Source organism: Streptomyces sp. NPDC045021 (genome assembly GCF_056432645.1).
In genome coordinates this window covers 142,165-157,808 of the sequence record NZ_JBWKIQ010000009.1, presented here as the reverse complement: position 1 = coordinate 157,808, position 15,644 = coordinate 142,165, and the positions used below count along the sequence as shown (strand labels likewise).

Sequence of the window (15,644 nt, the reverse complement as noted above, 5' to 3'; positions counted from 1 at the left end):
TGGAGCACCACCATGACCGAACCGCACGCCGCCTGCCGCCGTACCGTTTTGCGGGGCGCGGCTCTCGCCGGAGTCGCCGGCCTGGGCCTCACGGCCTGCGGCGGATCCGGCAAGGACAACGCCGCGGCCACCGGTCCCGTCGACCTCGGCCCGGCCACCGAAGTCGCCGTCGGGGGCGCCAAGCTGTTCCGCAATGACAAGGTCGTGGTCTCGCAGCCCACCCAGGGCGCCTACAAGGCGGTCAGCGCGGTCTGCACGCACGCCGGCTGCGTGGTGGACAAGATCGAGGACGGCGTCGTCTCCTGCCCCTGCCACGGCAGCCGCTTCAACGCGACGACCGGCGCCGTCGTACAGGGCCCGGCGACCGCGCCGCTGCCCCCGGTCGAGGTGCGCGTCGAGGGCGGCAAGCTGATCACCGGCGCCAAGGCCTGACACCCGGCCCCGTTCAGGACCCGTCCCAACTGTTCACCGTCCCGATCGTTCAGGAGCCGTCCCGACCCCTTCAGGACGCGTCCCGACCCTTCAGGACCAGTCCCAGGCGATCCCCAGGAGGCCCGGCCGTACCGTCTCCTCGACGAAGTGGACGGTGCCGCGGCCGTTGAGGAGCAGCTCGGCGACCGCCTGCTGAGGGGCGCCCTGTGTCGGTTGCTCGAAGCGGCGGCAGCGCACCGGCAGGGCGCCGGGCGCGAAGCCGGCCTGCAGGACGTACTGGCCGCCGCCGAAGGGGAAGCCGCGGACGTACTCGCCGCCCGGCGGCCCGCTGCCGTCGTCGAAGCCGTAGCCGAGCAGGGCGGTGTCGCCGGCGCGCAGCCGGCCGTCGAAGAGCAGCTCGGCGACGACCACTCCGGACTCCTGGTGCCGCCTGACGCGTCCGACGCGGCAGTTGTCGGCCGCCCGCACCCGCACCCGCTCGACATCGCAGCCGGGGTCGCCGTGGTGGATGGCCACATAGCGGTCCACGCCGTCGCGGTGTGCGCGCACCACGTGCTGCGAGTCGTGCGCGACCAACTCCCGCCCCTCGCCGATCCGCACCCGCTCGAAGTGCACGACGGTGTGGAGCCCGCCGTCCGCCGGTGAGCCGAGCTCCGCGAGCAGGCTCTCCAGGGCCGCGGCCGGTTCCATCAGGTACTGGTACGAGCGGGCCGGCGGGCGGTCCGGTGTCGTGCGGGGCACGAGCAGCCGGCTCAGCGAGTGCGCGGGCAACTCCAGGACGTCCTCCAACGCCCGGACGGCGCGCAGCGATTCGGCCCGCTCCGGCCTGCGGATGCCGCTCTGCCAGTAGCTGAGGCTGGTCACGGACACCCGCACGCCGCGCTGCGCGAGACGGTGCCGCACGCGTTCCAGGGCCAGACCGCGGGCGGCGACGGCCGTCCGCAGGGCGTGGTGGAAGGGCCCGGTGCGCAACGCCTCGGACAATGCGGTTCTCTGGGACATCGCGCTCCTCCGGCCGCGCGGTCTGTGAACGTTCACCCACATGGTGGCCGGTACGTCTCGCGGCACGCTGCTGACCTGCTGATCCGCGCCCTGCGTTCACACCCGTACCGCGGGCGTTCACACCTGGCTCGCCCCCACATTCAAGCCCGTTGACCGGTCCCCGACAACACCCGATGCTCTGATCCAGCGTCCGGACGCGCTCCTCCACCCCCCACTTCCCGACAGGGAGGAACGCCATGCTCCAACCCTTCCGCATGCGGTTCCGCGGCCGCGGACGCCTCGCGGCGGTCGTTCTCGCACTCGCCGCGACGTTCGGCCTCGGCATCACCGGCACCCCCACGGCCGGCGCCACCACCAGCCCCGCGTCCAGTGCCGTGACGGCCGCCGCACCCGGCACAGCACCCGGCACGACATCCGGTACGGCGCCCGGCGCCGCGACCAGCACCCTGGCCGGTGCGAAGCAGCTGAACATCACGATGCAGGCGCAACAGAACACCAACTGGTGCTGGGCCGCGAGCGGCAACACCATCGCCACCTGGTTCGGCCGCAACTACTCGCAGAACCAGTTCTGCAACGCCGCCTTCAACCGGGCCCAGGGCTCGACCTGCGGCAACTGGCAGGCCTCCCTGGACAACGTGCAGAACGCGCTGGACTGGGCCGGCATCAACCCCGGCAGTTACGTCACCGGCTATCTCCGCTACACCACCGTGCAGAGCGAGATCAGCGCCGACCGGCCGGTGGAGACCCGGATCGCGTGGAGCTCCGGCGGCGGTCACATGCATGTGCTCTACGGCTACGACACCGCCACCAACTTCGTCTACTGGGGCGACCCGTGGCCGTCCAACTACCGCTACAACTGGGCGGACTACTCGTACTACGTCAACAACAGCTCGTTCTCCTGGACCCATTCGCTCTACCGGATCGGAGCGTGAGGCGCCGATGAAGACCAGCTCGACACACAAGATCGCGGCAGGCGCCGCCGCCGTCCTGGCATCCGGCGCGCTCACCCTGGCCGTCGTCCCCGTGGCGCACGCCGACGACGCCCCCACCCCGTCCGTCGCCCCCGCCGCCGCCCGCGAGGCCGCGGCCGCGCCGGCCACCCTCGACACGCTCTCCCGCTTCTTCGCCCGCGACGGCGCCACCACCCTGAAGGCCGCCGCACCGCACCTCGAAGGGGCGACCGTCACCGTCAACACCCTCAACCCCGGCTTCGTCGCGGGTGACCGGGGCGCGGCCGTCGCGCTGCCGGACTTCGCCGCCACCAAGGCGGTCTCCGCCGACGGGCGCACCGCCTCCGTGTGGACGGTGCGCAGCGGCGCGGCCTGGCGGGTGGTGAACATCGCCACCGGCAGCGACGAGACCGACTTCGTCGCCAAGGGCGGCGCGCAGCCCGGCTCCACGGTCTTCCGCGAGCCGCAGATCGACGCCTGGTACGTGGTGCGCGGAGGCAGGGTCCTGCCGCTCGATCCGGACGCGGTCAAGGCCGTGGGCGCCGGTGGCACCACGCTGGCCGGCTACCAGCAGCTGGTCCACCGCAGGTACGGCGACAAGCTGCCCGGCTCGGCCTACGACAAGGCGGGCCTCGGCGGCGGTTACGACACCCGGGCCGGGGCCGCAGCGGCCCCCGGAGCCGTCCCGGCGGCCGTCGCTCCGGCCGTGTCGGCGCCCCGGGAGGCCCGGGAGACCACCGCGGGCGGAGAGCTCGGCAAGGGTGCTCCGCTCGGTGCGGTCGGCGCCGGTCTCGCGCTGATCACCGCGCTGGCCTTCGGCATGCGCCACCGCACCACGCGGCGTAGCTGAACCGTCATTCCCGGTCCCCGCGCGTGACCCGTGCCGGGACCGGGAATGTCACCGCCCGCCAGTAGGGTGGTGGCATGGCAGACCCCTCCAGTTACAGACCGAAGCCGGGTCAGATCCCCGACTCGCCGGGGGTCTACAAATTCCGGGACGAGCACGGCCGGGTGATCTACGTCGGCAAGGCGAAGAGCCTGCGCCAGCGGCTGTCCTCGTACTTTCAGGACATCGCCAATCTGCACCAGCGCACCCGCACCATGGTGACGACCGCCGCGTCCGTCGAGTGGACCGTGGTCGGCACCGAGGTCGAGGCGCTGCAGCTGGAGTACTCCTGGATCAAGGAGTTCGACCCCCGGTTCAACGTCAAGTACCGGGACGACAAGAGCTATCCGTCGCTGGCCGTCACCATGGGTGAGGAGTTCCCGCGGGTCCAGGTGATGCGCGGGCCCAAGAAGAAGGGCGTGCGGTACTTCGGGCCGTACGCCCACGCCTGGGCGATCCGCGAGACCGTCGACCTGATGCTGCGGGTCTTCCCCGTGCGGACCTGCTCCGCAGGGGTGTTCAAGCGGTCCGCGCAGATCGGCCGGCCCTGCCTGCTCGGCTACATCGGCAAGTGCGCCGCCCCCTGCGTCGGCCGCGTCACCCCGCAGGAGCACCGCGAACTCGCGGAGGAGTTCTGCGACTTCATGGCCGGCCGCACCGGCACGTACCTGCGCCGCCTGGAGCAGCAGATGCGCGACGCGGCCTCCGAGATGGAGTACGAGAAGGCCGCCCGGCTGCGCGACGACATAGAAGCGCTCAAGCGCGCCCTGGAGAAGAACGCGGTGGTCTTCAACGACGCCACCGACGCCGACCTGATCGCGGTCGCCGAGGACGAGCTGGAGGCGGCCGTCCAGATCTTCCACGTCCGCGCCGGCCGGGTGCGGGGTCAGCGCGGCTGGGTCACCGACAAGGTCGAGGCGGTCGACACCGCCGGGCTCGTCGAGCACGCTTTGCAGCAGCTCTACGGCGACGAGAAGGGCGAGGGCGTCCCCAAGGAGGTGCTGGTCCCGGCGATGCCGCAGACCGCCGACGCGCTCACCCTGTGGCTCGGCGAGCGGCGCGGTTCGCAGGTCAGCCTGCGGGTCCCGCAGCGCGGCGACAAGAAGGACCTGATGATCACCGTGCAGCGCAACGCGCAGCAGGCGCTCGCGCTGCACAAGACCAAGCGCGCCTCGGACCTCACCACCCGCTCCCGGGCCCTGGAGGAGATCTCCGCGGCGCTGGAGCTGGACACCGCCCCGCTGCGGATCGAGTGCTTCGACATCTCGCACCTCCAGGGTGACGACGTGGTCGCCTCGATGGTGGTCTTCGAGGACGGCCTGGCCCGCAAGAGCGAGTACCGCCGCTTCCAGATCAGGTCCTTCGAGGGCCAGGACGACGTCCGGTCCATGCACGAGGTGATCTCCCGGCGCTTCCGCCGCTATCTGCAGGAGAAGCAGAAGACGGGCGAGTGGGACGTCGGGGCGGCCGGCGGTGAGGTCGGCGCGGAGGGCGGCGAGGTCAGCGAGGCGGTGGGCGGGCCCATCGACCCCGAGACCGGGCGGCCGCGCAAGTTCGCGTACCCGCCGCAGCTCGTCGTCGTCGACGGCGGGCAGCCGCAGGTCGCGGCCGCCCAGCGGGCGCTGGCGGAGCTCGGCATCGAGGACGTGGCCGTCTGCGGCCTCGCCAAGCGCCTGGAGGAGGTCTGGCTGCCGGACGACGACGATCCGGTGATCCTGCCCCGCACGAGCGAGGGCCTGTACCTGTTGCAGCGGATCCGGGACGAGGCACACCGCTTCGCGATCTCGTACCAGCGCACCAAACGATCGAAATCGATGAAGGCGGGCGCCCTGGACGCGGTGCCTGGCCTGGGCGAGACACGCCGCCAGGCGCTGCTCAAGCATTTCGGCTCGCTCAAGCGGCTGCGGGCCGCCACGGTGGAGCAGATCTGCGAGGTTCCGGGCATCGGCCGCCGCACCGCCGAGACCGTCGCCGCGGCCCTGGCCGGAGCCGCGCCCGCCGCTCCCGCGGTGAACACCGCCACTGGAGAGATCATTGAGGATGAGTAGACGGCCGCACCCGGGGGCCGCCTCAGTGGAACGGGGGAGACAGCGATGACAGAGAACGACGGAGACGGAGCACAAGTGACGACCGGTGGAGCGGGTGAGGCCGCCGAGGCCATCCCCGAGCTGGTGATCATCTCCGGCATGTCCGGAGCCGGCCGCAGCACCGCGGCCAAGTGTCTCGAGGACCTCGGCTGGTTCGTCGTGGACAACCTGCCGCCCGCCCTGATCCCCACCATGGTGGACCTCGGCGCGCGCTCGCAGGGCAATGTGGCGCGGATCGCGGTCGTCGTGGACGTCCGGGGCCGCCGCTTCTTCGACAACCTCAGAGAGTCCCTGGCGGACCTCGACGCCAAGGGCGTCAAGCGCCGCGTGGTGTTCCTGGAGGCCTCCGACGACCTCCTGGTGCGCCGCTTCGAGTCCGTCCGCCGCCCGCACCCGCTGCAGGGCGACGGCCGGATCGTGGACGGCATCGCCAAGGAGCGCGACCTGCTGCGCGAGCTGCGCGGCGAGGCCGACCTGGTGATCGACACCTCCAGCCTGAACGTGCACGAGCTGCGATCCAAGATGGACGCCCAGTTCGCCGGCGACGAGGAGCCCGAGCTGCGGGCGACGGTCATGTCGTTCGGCTTCAAGTACGGGCTGCCCGTCGACGCGGACCTGGTGGTCGACTGCCGCTTCATCCCGAACCCGCACTGGGTGCCGGAGCTGCGCCCGTACACCGGTCTGAACGACGAGGTCGCCCAGTACGTCTTCAACCAGCCGGGCGCCAAGGAGTTCCTGGACCGGTACGCCGAGCTGCTGCACATCATCGCCGCCGGCTACCGCCGGGAGGGCAAGCGCTACGTGACCATCGCCGTCGGCTGCACCGGCGGCAAGCACCGCAGTGTCGCCATGTCCGAGCGGCTGGCCGCACGGCTCTCCTCGGACGGCGTGGAGACCGTCATCGTCCACCGGGACATGGGGCGCGAGTGATCCGGACGGCACGGCGCCTGCGTCGCACGAGCCGTCGCTCCGGAGTACCGCCGAAAGTGGTCGCCCTGGGCGGTGGCCACGGCCTGTCCGCCTCGCTGAGCGCCCTGCGCCGGATCACCGGCGACCTGACCGCCGTCGTCACCGTCGCCGACGACGGCGGCTCCAGCGGCCGGCTGCGCGAGGAGATGGGCGTCCTGCCCCCCGGCGACCTGCGCAAGGCGCTGGCCGCGCTGTGCGGGGACGACGAGTGGGGGCGTACCTGGGCCAAAGTGATCCAGCACCGCTTCGTCAGCAAGGGGGACCTGCACGGACACGCCGTGGGCAATCTGCTGATTGTCGCCCTCTGGGAGCAGCTCAACGACGAGGTCGCGGCCCTCGAATGGGTCGGCCGGCTACTGGGTGCGCACGGCCGGGTGCTGCCCATGTCCGCGGTGCCGCTGGACCTCCATGCGAGCGTCCGCGGGCACGACCCGGCGAAGCCCGACGAGACCACCACGGTACGGGGCCAGGCCACGGTCGCCCTCACCCCCGGTGACGTGCAGGAAGTGTGGTTGCTGCCGGCCGATCCGCCGGCCGTTCCGGAGGCCGTCCAGGCGGTCCTGGACGCGGACTGGGTGGTCCTCGGACCGGGGTCCTGGTTCTCGTCGGTGATCCCGCATCTGCTGGTCCCCGAACTGGCCGACGCATTGGTGAACACGCGTGCCCGCAAGGTCCTCACACTGAACCTCGCACCCCAGCCGGGGGAAACTGACGGCTTTTCTCCGCAGCGTCACTTGGAGGTTTTGGCCCGACACGCCCCTAAACTCACCATCGACGTGGTGTTGGCCGACGAGGCCGCCGTGCCCGACCGGGAGAGCCTGGCCAAGGCTGCCGAACGGTTGTGCGGCACGGTCGAGCTGGCGCGGATAGCGGCCCCTGACGGGCCGCGGCACGATCCGGAGCTGTTGGCCACCGCGTATGACCGGATTTTTCGTATGCGTGGAAGGATCGGCCCATGGCGATGACGGCAGCGGTGAAGGATGAGATTTCCCGGCTCCCCGTCACCCGGACCTGCTGCCGGAAGGCGGAGGTCTCGTCGATCCTGCGGTTCGCGGGCGGTCTGCACCTGGTGAGCGGCCGCATCGTGATCGAGGCGGAGCTGGACACCGGGATCGCGGCCCGGCGGCTGCGGAAGGACATCCTGGAGATCTTCGGCCACTCCTCGGACCTGGTGGTGATGGCCCCGGGCGGGCTGCGCCGCGGCAGCCGGTACGTGGTCAGAGTGGTCGCCGGCGGTGACCAGCTGGCGCGGCAGACCGGTCTGGTGGACGGCCGCGGCCGCCCCATCCGGGGCCTACCCCCGCAGGTCGTCTCCGGCGCCACCTGCGACGCCGAGGCGGCCTGGCGCGGGGCCTTCCTGGCCCACGGCTCGCTCACCGAGCCGGGCCGCTCCTCGTCGCTGGAGGTCACCTGCCCCGGCCCCGAGGCGGCGCTGGCCCTGGTCGGCGCGGCCCGCAGGCTGCAGATCCCGGCCAAGGCCCGCGAGGTGCGCAACGTCGACCGGGTGGTCGTACGGGACGGCGACGCGATCGGCGCGCTGCTGACCCGGCTCGGCGCCCATGACTCCGTCCTGGCCTGGGAGGAGCGCCGGATGCGCCGCGAGGTCCGGGCCACCGCGAACCGGCTGGCCAACTTCGACGATGCGAACCTGCGCCGTTCCGCGCGGGCCGCGGTCGCGGCCGGCGCTCGGGTGCAGCGCGCCCTGGAGATCCTCGGCGAGGAGGTGCCCGAGCACCTCGCGGCCGCCGGCCGGCTGCGGATCGAGCACAAGCAGGCGTCGCTGGAGGAGCTGGGCTCGCTCGCCGAGCCGCCGCTGACCAAGGACGCGGTCGCCGGCCGTATCCGCCGCCTGCTGGCCATGGCCGACAAGCGCGCCTCCGACATGGGCATGCCCGGCACTGAAGCGAACCTCACCGAGGAAATGGTCGGCTGACCCCGCCGCCGTTCTCCGCGGAGCCCGACCGCCTCGCGGAGCCCATCGTCCCGCGGAGCCCAACCGCCCTACGGGCGCGGCCCGGTGGCGGTGTCGAACGGTTTGTTGAATTCGGGGACCGGTCGTCTCAGCATCCGGAGCGGCCGGTCAGCAGCTCCTCGGTGACACTCCGTGACACATGGAGTGAGCTGGGAAAACGCGCGCTGAGCGGGCGCTCAGGGCCCGTCCGGGCGCCGTCGATGTCACTGGGAACACGTGGGCGAGGTAGGGTCGTGAGTGGTCGGGGACATCCCATATTTCGCAGCCGGAGTGGATTCCGGCACATCAGCGAGGAGATCGGTTCGTGACGATCCGGGTAGGCATCAACGGCTTCGGTCGTATTGGTCGCAACTTCTTCCGTGCCGCTCTTGAGCAGGGCGCGGACATCGAGATCGTCGGTGTCAACGACCTGACTGACAACGCGACCCTGGTGCACCTTCTTAAGTACGACAGCATCCTGGGCCGCCTCAAGGCAGAGGTCACGCACACCGACGACACCATCACGGTCGGCGGCAAGACCTTCAAGACGATGGCGGAGCGGGACCCGGCGAACCTGCCGTGGGCCGAGCTCGGCGCCGACATCGTCATCGAGTCCACGGGCTTCTTCACCAAGCGCGAGGATGCCGCCAAGCACCTCGCGGCCGGCGCGAAGAAGGTCCTCATCTCGGCTCCGGCCAAGGACGAGGACATCACCGTGGTCATGGGCGTCAACCACGAGAAGTACGACGCGGCGAAGCACAACATCATCTCCAACGCCTCGTGCACCACGAACTGTGTGGCGCCGATGGCCAAGGTCCTCCTGGAGAACTTCGGCATCGTCAAGGGCCTGATGACGACGATTCACGCCTACACGAACGACCAGAAGATCCTGGACTTCCCGCACAGCGACCTGCGCCGTGCGCGGGCCGCCGCGATCAACATCATCCCGACCTCCACGGGTGCCGCCAAGGCCACCGCGCTGGTCATCCCCGAGCTCAAGGGCAAGCTGGACGGCACCTCGCTGCGCGTCCCGGTCCCGACCGGCTCCATCACCGACCTCGTGGTGACCGTCGAGCGTGACGTCACCAAGGAAGAGGTCAACGCGGCCTTCCAGAAGGCGGCCGAGGGCCAGCTCAAGGGCATCCTCGAGTACACCGAGGACCTCATCGTCTCCACGGACATCGTCAACGAGCCGGCCTCGTGCACGTTCGACTCGCAGATGACCATGGTCCAGGGCGACCAGGTCAAGATCTTCGGCTGGTACGACAACGAGTGGGGCTACTCCAACCGCCTGGTGGACCTGACCACCTTCGTCGGCGGCCAGCTCTGAGTCACGGCCTAGCCACGCAGATGTGAGTGACAGGGCTCGGCCGACGCGATGACGCGTCGGCCGGGCCCTGTCCCTTGTCGACCACGAGGAGCCCACCGGATATGAAGACGATCGACGACCTCCTGAACGAGGGACAGGTCGCGGGCAAGCGGGTGTTCGTCCGCGCCGACCTGAATGTGCCGCTCTCGGGCGCCACCATCACCGACGACGGCCGGATCCGTGCCGCCGTCCCGACCATCACCAAGCTCGTCGCCGCCGGCGCGAAGGTGATCGTCGCCTCCCACCTGGGCCGCCCCAAGGGCGAGCCCGACCCGCAGTTCTCGCTCGCACCGGTCGCCGCACGCCTCGGCGAACTGCTCGGCACGGAGGTCGTGTTCGCGACCGACACCGTCGGGGAGAGCGCGCAGGCGGCCGTCGCCGGTCTGGCCGACAGCGGCGTGGTGCTGCTGGAGAACCTGCGGTTCAACGCGGGCGAGACCGCGAAGGACGACGCCGAGCGCGGCGCCTTCGCCGACCGCCTGGCCTCGCTCGCGGACCTGTACGTCGGTGACGGCTTCGGCGCCGTGCACCGCAAGCACGCCTCCGTGTTCGACCTCCCGGCGCGGCTCCCGCACGCCGCGGGCGGCCTGATCGCCACCGAGGTCGACGTGTTGAAGAAGCTCACCTCCGAGGTGAAGCGGCCGTACGCGGTCGTGCTCGGCGGGGCGAAGGTCTCCGACAAGCTCGGCGTCATCGACCACCTGCTGGAGAAGGCCGACCGGATCCTGATCGGCGGCGGCATGGTCTTCACCTTCCTCAAGGCCCAGGGCCACGAGGTCGGCAAGAGCATGCTCCAGGAGGACCAGATCCCGGTCGTCCAGGAGTACCTCAAGCGTGCCGAGGCCAAGGGCGTGGAGTTCGTGCTGCCGGTCGACGTCGTCGCCGCCGGAGCCTTCCCCGACCTCAAGGCGCAGGCGCCGACCAACCCGGTGACCGTGGACGTCGACGCCATCCCGGCCGACGTGATGGGCCTGGACATCGGTCCGAAGTCCGGTGAGCTCTTCGCCTCGAAGCTCGCCGACGCGGCCACCGTGTTCTGGAACGGCCCGATGGGTGTCTTCGAGCACCCCGACTACGCCCAGGGCACCCGCGCGGTCGCCCAGGCACTGATCGACAGCCCGGCGTTCACCGTGGTCGGCGGCGGTGACTCGGCCGCGGCCGTGCGCATCCTCGGCTTCGACGAGAACGCTTTCGGCCACATCTCGACCGGTGGCGGCGCCAGCCTCGAATACCTCGAGGGCAAGACGCTCCCCGGCCTCGCCGCACTGGAGGACTGACCCAGCATGAGCACCCGTACCCCGCTGATGGCCGGCAACTGGAAGATGAACCTCAACCACCTCGAGGCCATCGCGCACGTCCAGAAGCTCGCCTTCGCCCTCACCGACAAGGACTACGACGCCGTCGAGGTCGCCGTCCTGCCGCCCTACATCGACCTGCGGTCGGTGCAGACCCTGGTCGACGGCGACAAGCTGAAGATCAAGTACGGCGCCCAGGACCTCTCCGCGCACGACTCGGGCGCGTACACCGGTGAGATCTCCGGCCCGATGCTGGCCAAGCTGAAGTGCACGTTCGTGGCCATCGGCCACAGCGAGCGCCGCCAGTACCACGGTGAGGACGAGGAACTCGTCAACGCCAAGATCAAGGCCGCGTACCGGCACGGGCTGACCCCGATCCTGTGCGTCGGCGAGGGCCTGGACGTCCGAAAGGCCGGTCAGCAGGTCCCGCACACCCTCGCCCAGCTCGACGGCGCGCTGCAGGACATCCCGGCCGAGCAGGCCGAGACGATCGTCGTCGCCTACGAGCCGGTGTGGGCCATCGGCACCGGCGAGGTCGCCACCCCCGAGGACGCGCAGGAGGTCTGCGGTGCCATCCGCAGCCGTCTGGCCGAGCTCTACAGCCAGGAACTGGCCGAAAAGGTCCGTATCCAGTACGGCGGCTCGGTCAAGTCCGGAAACGTCGCGGCGATCATGGCGCAGCCGGATGTGGACGGCGCCCTGATCGGCGGCGCGGCGCTCGATGCGGAGGAGTTCGTCAAGATCGTCCGCTTCCGCGACCAGTAGGAACAGTAGGCGGTGGGCCGACCAGGCCCGCACGAAGTACCCTGTCGGGGCCGGACCGGCGCATTGGCGTCCGTTCCGGCCCCGCGCCGTCCGTTTGTAGTCGAGAGAGTTGGTCCAGCCGTGGTTCTCGGGTTCTCCATCGCCCTCATCATCTTCAGCCTGCTGCTCCTGCTGCTGGTGCTGATGCACAAGGGGAAGGGCGGCGGCCTCTCGGACATGTTCGGTGGTGGCATGCAGTCCTCCGTCGGCGGCTCCTCGGTGGCCGAACGCAACCTCGACCGGATCACCGTGGTGATCGGTCTGTTGTGGTTTACGTGCATTGTCGTACTTGGTCTGGTGCTCAAGTTCCAGAAGTAACGCCCGCGGCGTACTCCCGTGAGTCCAGGGAGAACTGACGCCTCGTCGCAAACGCGGCTTATCATGGGAGGGCGTCCTACGGGGCCGGGTACACCACCTGCCACTGGACGGCACGTAAGGTCTCCGTAAACTGGGCGACCTCGCAGCACCATCACGCAGGGAGTTACGACCGTGGCAAGTGGCAACGCGATCCGTGGCAGTCGGGTCGGAGCGGGGCCGATGGGAGAGGCCGAGCGCGGCGAGTCCGCGCCACGCCTCCGCATCTCCTTCTGGTGCTCGAACGGGCACGAGACCCAGCCGAGTTTCGCCAGCGACGCGCAGATCCCGGAGAACTGGGACTGCCCGCGCTGTGGTTTCCCGGCAGGGCAGGACGAGGAGAACCCGCCGGCGCCGCCGCGGACCGAGCCGTACAAGACGCACCTGGCCTATGTGCGGGAGCGGCGCAGCGCGGCCGACGGCGAGGCGATCCTTGCCGAGGCTCTCGCGAAGCTCCGCGGCGAGATCTGAGAGATCCCACCGCGTACGGCACTCGGATATCGCCCTTGTTCGCCGGGCGGGCTCGACGGTGGCCTCAGCCGTCGGCCGAGCTGGACCTTTCCAGCTCGGCCGACGACTGAGGCCGGGAGTCACCCGGCGAACGAGGGTATTTTTCTGCCCTCTCCCGGCCGTGGGCCGCCGTCCGTGCCGGTGGTCGCGCGGGTGTCAGCGGCGGCGGGCGCGGGCCGTGTGGCTGTCGGCGATGTGGGCGGTCAGCGCGACCGCCGCGGTGGCCCGCTCGTAGGTGAGCTGGGCGACCCGGGCCGACAGGCAGTCGATGATCAGCAGCACCGAGTGCCGGGTGCCGTAGCCGCCCCGCCGGAAGCTGGTCTCGGCCGAGGCCGAGGTGAGCCGGATGTCGGCGGCCTGGGCGATCGGCGAGCGCGGGTCGCTGGTGACGGCCACCGTGGTCGCGCCGCGCTCCGCGGCCAGCCGCAGCGGGTCCAGGGCCTCGCGCGTGGTGCCGGAGTGCGAGATCGCCACGGCCACGTCGGACGGCGTCAGCAGCGCCGCGGAGGTCTCGGCCGCGTGCACCTCCGTCCAGCCGCGGGCGGCGCAGCCGATGCCGAACAACCGGGCCTCGGCCTCCCGGGCGGCGATTCCGGAGCCGCCGACCCCGTACACATCGATCCTGCGGGCCCTGGCGAGCGCCTGTGCGGCCCGTTCCAGGCTCTCCCGGTCCAGCTTCTCGACGGTGTGCCGCAGCGCCCGCAGATCGGCCTGGGCGACCACCGCGACGACATGGTCCAGATCGTCGTCGGGGCCGATGTCCGGGCCCAGTACGGGGCTGAGCGGCCCCGCTCCGTCGCCGCCCTGGCTGCGGCCCTGCTCCTGCGCCAGCTCGATCAGCAGATGCTGGTAGGAGTCGAGGCCCAGCGCATGGCAGAAACGCGTCACGGTGGCCTGCGAGGTGCCCGTACGGCGGCCCAGCTCGGCGGCTGAGCCACGGGTGGCCGCCGACGGATCCGCCAGCACCAGCTCGCCCACCTTGCGCAGGGAATCGGACATCCGGGGGAGTTCGGAGCGGATCAGGGCGATGACCATGACGACTCGTCTCGGCTGGGGTCTTGTCGGTCAGTGAATCTATCAATCACCATGCGGTGTGATGAATGAAATTCCCAACCGAAGCCATCACGCAGACCGCGATCGCCGGTCCGCCCCGGCGGACCGGTCGCTGGTGGTCGGCATCGACGCGGGCGGGACCCGGATCCGCGCCTATCTGGCCGAGGCGGCCGGCCCGGCGGGGGAGGCCGGCGGAGCGAGCGCGGCCGGCGCGGTGATCGGCGAGGGTGCCGGCGGTCCCGGCAACGCGATGAGCGTGCCGCGGCCGGCGCTGACCCGGCACCTGGCCGCCGCGCTCGGCGCCGCGGTTCCGGCGGAACTGCGCGGCTCGGTGGCCGCCGTGCTGGGCGGCTTCGCGGGCGCCGCCCCGGACACCGGTCCCGACACCGGCCACGACCTCGCGCTGTCCTGCCTCGGGGCGGCGCTCGCCGAGACCGGTATCGCCGCCGGGAAGGTGGCGGTCCGCGGCGACATCGAGATCGCGTTCGCCTCCGCGCCGGGCATGCCCGCCGACGGGCTGATGCTCATCGCCGGGACGGGCGCGGCGGCGGCACGGATCACCGGGCGCCGGCAGGTGCTGACGGTGGACGGCGACGGGTGGCTGCTCGGTGACGAGGGCGGCGGCTTCTGGCTGGGGCGGGAGGCCGTCAGGGTGGCGCTGCGGGCGCTGACCGGGCGCGGGCCCTGGACCTCGCTGGTCGGCGCGGTGGCAACCCACTACCTGGCGTCCGACGGGGATCCGGTGGCGTTCACCGAGCCGGTGGAGCAGGCGGACCGGCGACGGCTGGGAGAGCTGCGGGACCTGATCGTGCCGCTGGTGTACGCGCAGCCGCCGGTGCGGTTGGCGGCGCTGAGCCCGCTGGTGGTCGCCGCGGACGGTGCGGGCGACCCGGTCGCCGCGGCGCTCCTCGACGAGGCTGCGGGCGAACTCGGCCGGACCGTCGCCGCGTTGCGTCCCGTGGCGGGCGAGCCGCTGGTGGTCACCGGCGGGCTGCTGGCTCCGGCCGGGCCGCTGCTGGGCAGGTTGACGCGGCATGCGCTGGAGATGGGCGTGCGGGTCGTTCCGGTGCCGGACGGCGGAGCGGGCGCGGTGGCGCTGGCGAGGCTCTTGACGTGACCACGATGGCCGATTCATTGTTTCAGTGATTCGTCGGAGTGATGGTTCATTCAACCAAGGAGGCTCGGCCATGGCCGAACCACAGCTCAGCGCCGCCCAGTTCGCCGAGCACGGCCGCGCCGCGGTCGAGCGGGCGATCGGAGCCAACACCGACTCCGTCGTCGCCGCGGCCCGCCTCATCGCCGACAGCGTCGCCGACAACGGTGTCGTCCACGCCTTCGGCACCGGTCACTCCCAGGCCACCGCACTGGAGATCGCTGGCCGGGCCGGCGGCCTCGTCCCGACCAGCCGCATCGGCCTGTCCGACCTGGTGCTGCGTGGCGGCGAGGACCGCTCGGTCCTCGCCGACCCGCTGCTGGAACGCTCCCCGGGGCTGGCCAAGCGGCTCTACGAACTGGCCACCCCGCAGCCGCAGGACCTCTTCGTGATCATCTCCAACTCCGGCGTCAACAACTCCATCGTCGACATGGCCCTGCAGGTCAAGGAGTCCGGGCACCGGTTGATCGCCCTCACCTCGCTGGAGCACACCCACGCCGTGCCCGCGCTCCACAGCAGCGGGAAGCGGCTCGCCGACCTCGCCGACGCCGTACTGGACAACTGCGCGCCGACCGGCGACGCGCTGCTGCCGATGCCGGGCGGCGGCGCGCTGTGCGGGGTCTCCACCCTCACCTCCGCGCTGCTCGTCCAGATGGTCGTCGCCGAGGCGGTCGGCATCCTGACCGCCGAGGGACACGAACCGCCGGTCTACATCTCGGCCAACCTGCCCGGCGGATTCGAGCGCAACGCCGTCCTGGAGGCCCGCTACGAGGGCCGGCTGCACCGCGGCGGGTTCTGAGCCGCGCTCTTCGCCTGCGGGGTGATCGTG

The 15,644-nt window shown here is 71.3% G+C and carries 16 protein-coding genes; 14 read left to right on the top strand and 2 right to left on the bottom strand.

Annotation, left to right across the window (positions count from 1 at the left end; translation table 11 throughout):
• Positions 1-12: 12 nt before the first annotated feature.
• Positions 13-432, top strand: a complete 420-nt coding sequence (locus AC07DC_RS26175; protein ID WP_478916931.1) for a Rieske (2Fe-2S) protein — start codon at positions 13-15, stop codon at positions 430-432.
• A gap of 90 nt (positions 433-522) precedes the next feature.
• Here the strand turns inward: AC07DC_RS26175 and AC07DC_RS26170 are convergent, their stop codons facing one another.
• The gene (locus AC07DC_RS26170) at positions 523-1,434 is read right to left on the bottom strand and encodes a hypothetical protein (protein ID WP_478916930.1); all 912 of its coding nucleotides are present in this window, start codon (positions 1,432-1,434) and stop codon (positions 523-525) included.
• 236 nt (positions 1,435-1,670) lie between these two features.
• Here AC07DC_RS26170 and AC07DC_RS26165 point away from each other — a divergent pair, with 236 nt between their 5' ends.
• From AC07DC_RS26165 to AC07DC_RS26115, 11 genes are all read left to right on the top strand, one after another.
• Positions 1,671-2,366 (top strand): papain-like cysteine protease family protein, encoded by a 696-nt coding sequence (locus tag AC07DC_RS26165; RefSeq protein WP_478916929.1) that lies wholly within the window; start codon positions 1,671-1,673, stop codon positions 2,364-2,366.
• A gap of 7 nt (positions 2,367-2,373) precedes the next feature.
• Positions 2,374-3,234, top strand: coding sequence for a hypothetical protein (locus AC07DC_RS26160; RefSeq protein WP_478916928.1), 861 nt, complete (start codon positions 2,374-2,376; stop codon positions 3,232-3,234).
• Between the two features lie 74 nt (positions 3,235-3,308).
• Positions 3,309-5,318 carry an excinuclease ABC subunit UvrC gene (gene uvrC / locus AC07DC_RS26155; RefSeq protein WP_478916927.1) on the top strand — a complete coding sequence of 670 codons (2,010 nt, stop codon included), beginning with the start codon at positions 3,309-3,311 and terminating at the stop codon, positions 5,316-5,318.
• Between the two features lie 45 nt (positions 5,319-5,363).
• Positions 5,364-6,287, top strand: a complete 924-nt coding sequence (rapZ, locus tag AC07DC_RS26150) for an RNase adapter RapZ (protein ID WP_478916926.1) — start codon at positions 5,364-5,366, stop codon at positions 6,285-6,287.
• Positions 6,284-7,291: a gluconeogenesis factor YvcK family protein gene (locus AC07DC_RS26145; protein WP_478916925.1), complete on the top strand. Its 1,008-nt coding sequence runs from the start codon at positions 6,284-6,286 to the stop codon at positions 7,289-7,291. The genes rapZ and AC07DC_RS26145 overlap by 4 nt, the downstream gene beginning before the upstream one ends.
• Positions 7,282-8,259 carry a DNA-binding protein WhiA gene (gene whiA, locus AC07DC_RS26140; protein ID WP_250975334.1) on the top strand — a complete coding sequence of 326 codons (978 nt, stop codon included), beginning with the start codon at positions 7,282-7,284 and terminating at the stop codon, positions 8,257-8,259. The genes AC07DC_RS26145 and whiA overlap by 10 nt, the downstream gene beginning before the upstream one ends.
• Before the next feature lie 343 nt (positions 8,260-8,602).
• The gene (gene gap, locus AC07DC_RS26135; protein WP_478916923.1) at positions 8,603-9,607 is read left to right on the top strand and encodes a type I glyceraldehyde-3-phosphate dehydrogenase; all 1,005 of its coding nucleotides are present in this window, start codon (positions 8,603-8,605) and stop codon (positions 9,605-9,607) included.
• A gap of 101 nt (positions 9,608-9,708) precedes the next feature.
• A complete protein-coding gene (locus AC07DC_RS26130) occupies positions 9,709-10,923 on the top strand; it encodes a phosphoglycerate kinase (RefSeq protein WP_478916922.1) in 1,215 nt (404 codons plus the stop codon).
• A gap of 6 nt (positions 10,924-10,929) precedes the next feature.
• The gene (tpiA, locus tag AC07DC_RS26125; RefSeq protein ID WP_478916921.1) at positions 10,930-11,706 is read left to right on the top strand and encodes a triose-phosphate isomerase; all 777 of its coding nucleotides are present in this window, start codon (positions 10,930-10,932) and stop codon (positions 11,704-11,706) included.
• A 120-nt stretch (positions 11,707-11,826) separates the two neighbouring features.
• Positions 11,827-12,063, top strand: a complete 237-nt coding sequence (gene secG, locus AC07DC_RS26120) for a preprotein translocase subunit SecG (RefSeq protein WP_269272348.1) — start codon at positions 11,827-11,829, stop codon at positions 12,061-12,063.
• A 171-nt stretch (positions 12,064-12,234) separates the two neighbouring features.
• Entirely contained in the window at positions 12,235-12,570 is a 336-nt protein-coding gene (locus AC07DC_RS26115) for an RNA polymerase-binding protein RbpA (protein WP_478916920.1), read from the top strand.
• 195 nt (positions 12,571-12,765) lie between these two features.
• Here the strand turns inward: AC07DC_RS26115 and AC07DC_RS26110 are convergent, their stop codons facing one another.
• Entirely contained in the window at positions 12,766-13,644 is an 879-nt protein-coding gene (locus AC07DC_RS26110) for a MurR/RpiR family transcriptional regulator (protein WP_478916919.1), read from the bottom strand.
• 61 nt (positions 13,645-13,705) lie between these two features.
• Between AC07DC_RS26110 and AC07DC_RS26105 the strand changes: the two genes are divergently transcribed.
• Together AC07DC_RS26105 and AC07DC_RS26100 are read left to right on the top strand one after the other, a co-directional pair.
• Positions 13,706-14,779, top strand: a complete 1,074-nt coding sequence (locus AC07DC_RS26105; RefSeq protein WP_478916918.1) for an N-acetylglucosamine kinase — start codon at positions 13,706-13,708, stop codon at positions 14,777-14,779.
• A 70-nt stretch (positions 14,780-14,849) separates the two neighbouring features.
• On the top strand, positions 14,850-15,614 hold the full coding sequence (locus tag AC07DC_RS26100; protein WP_478916917.1) for a sugar isomerase domain-containing protein: 765 nt from the start codon (positions 14,850-14,852) through the stop codon (positions 15,612-15,614).
• Positions 15,615-15,644 lie beyond the last annotated feature (30 nt).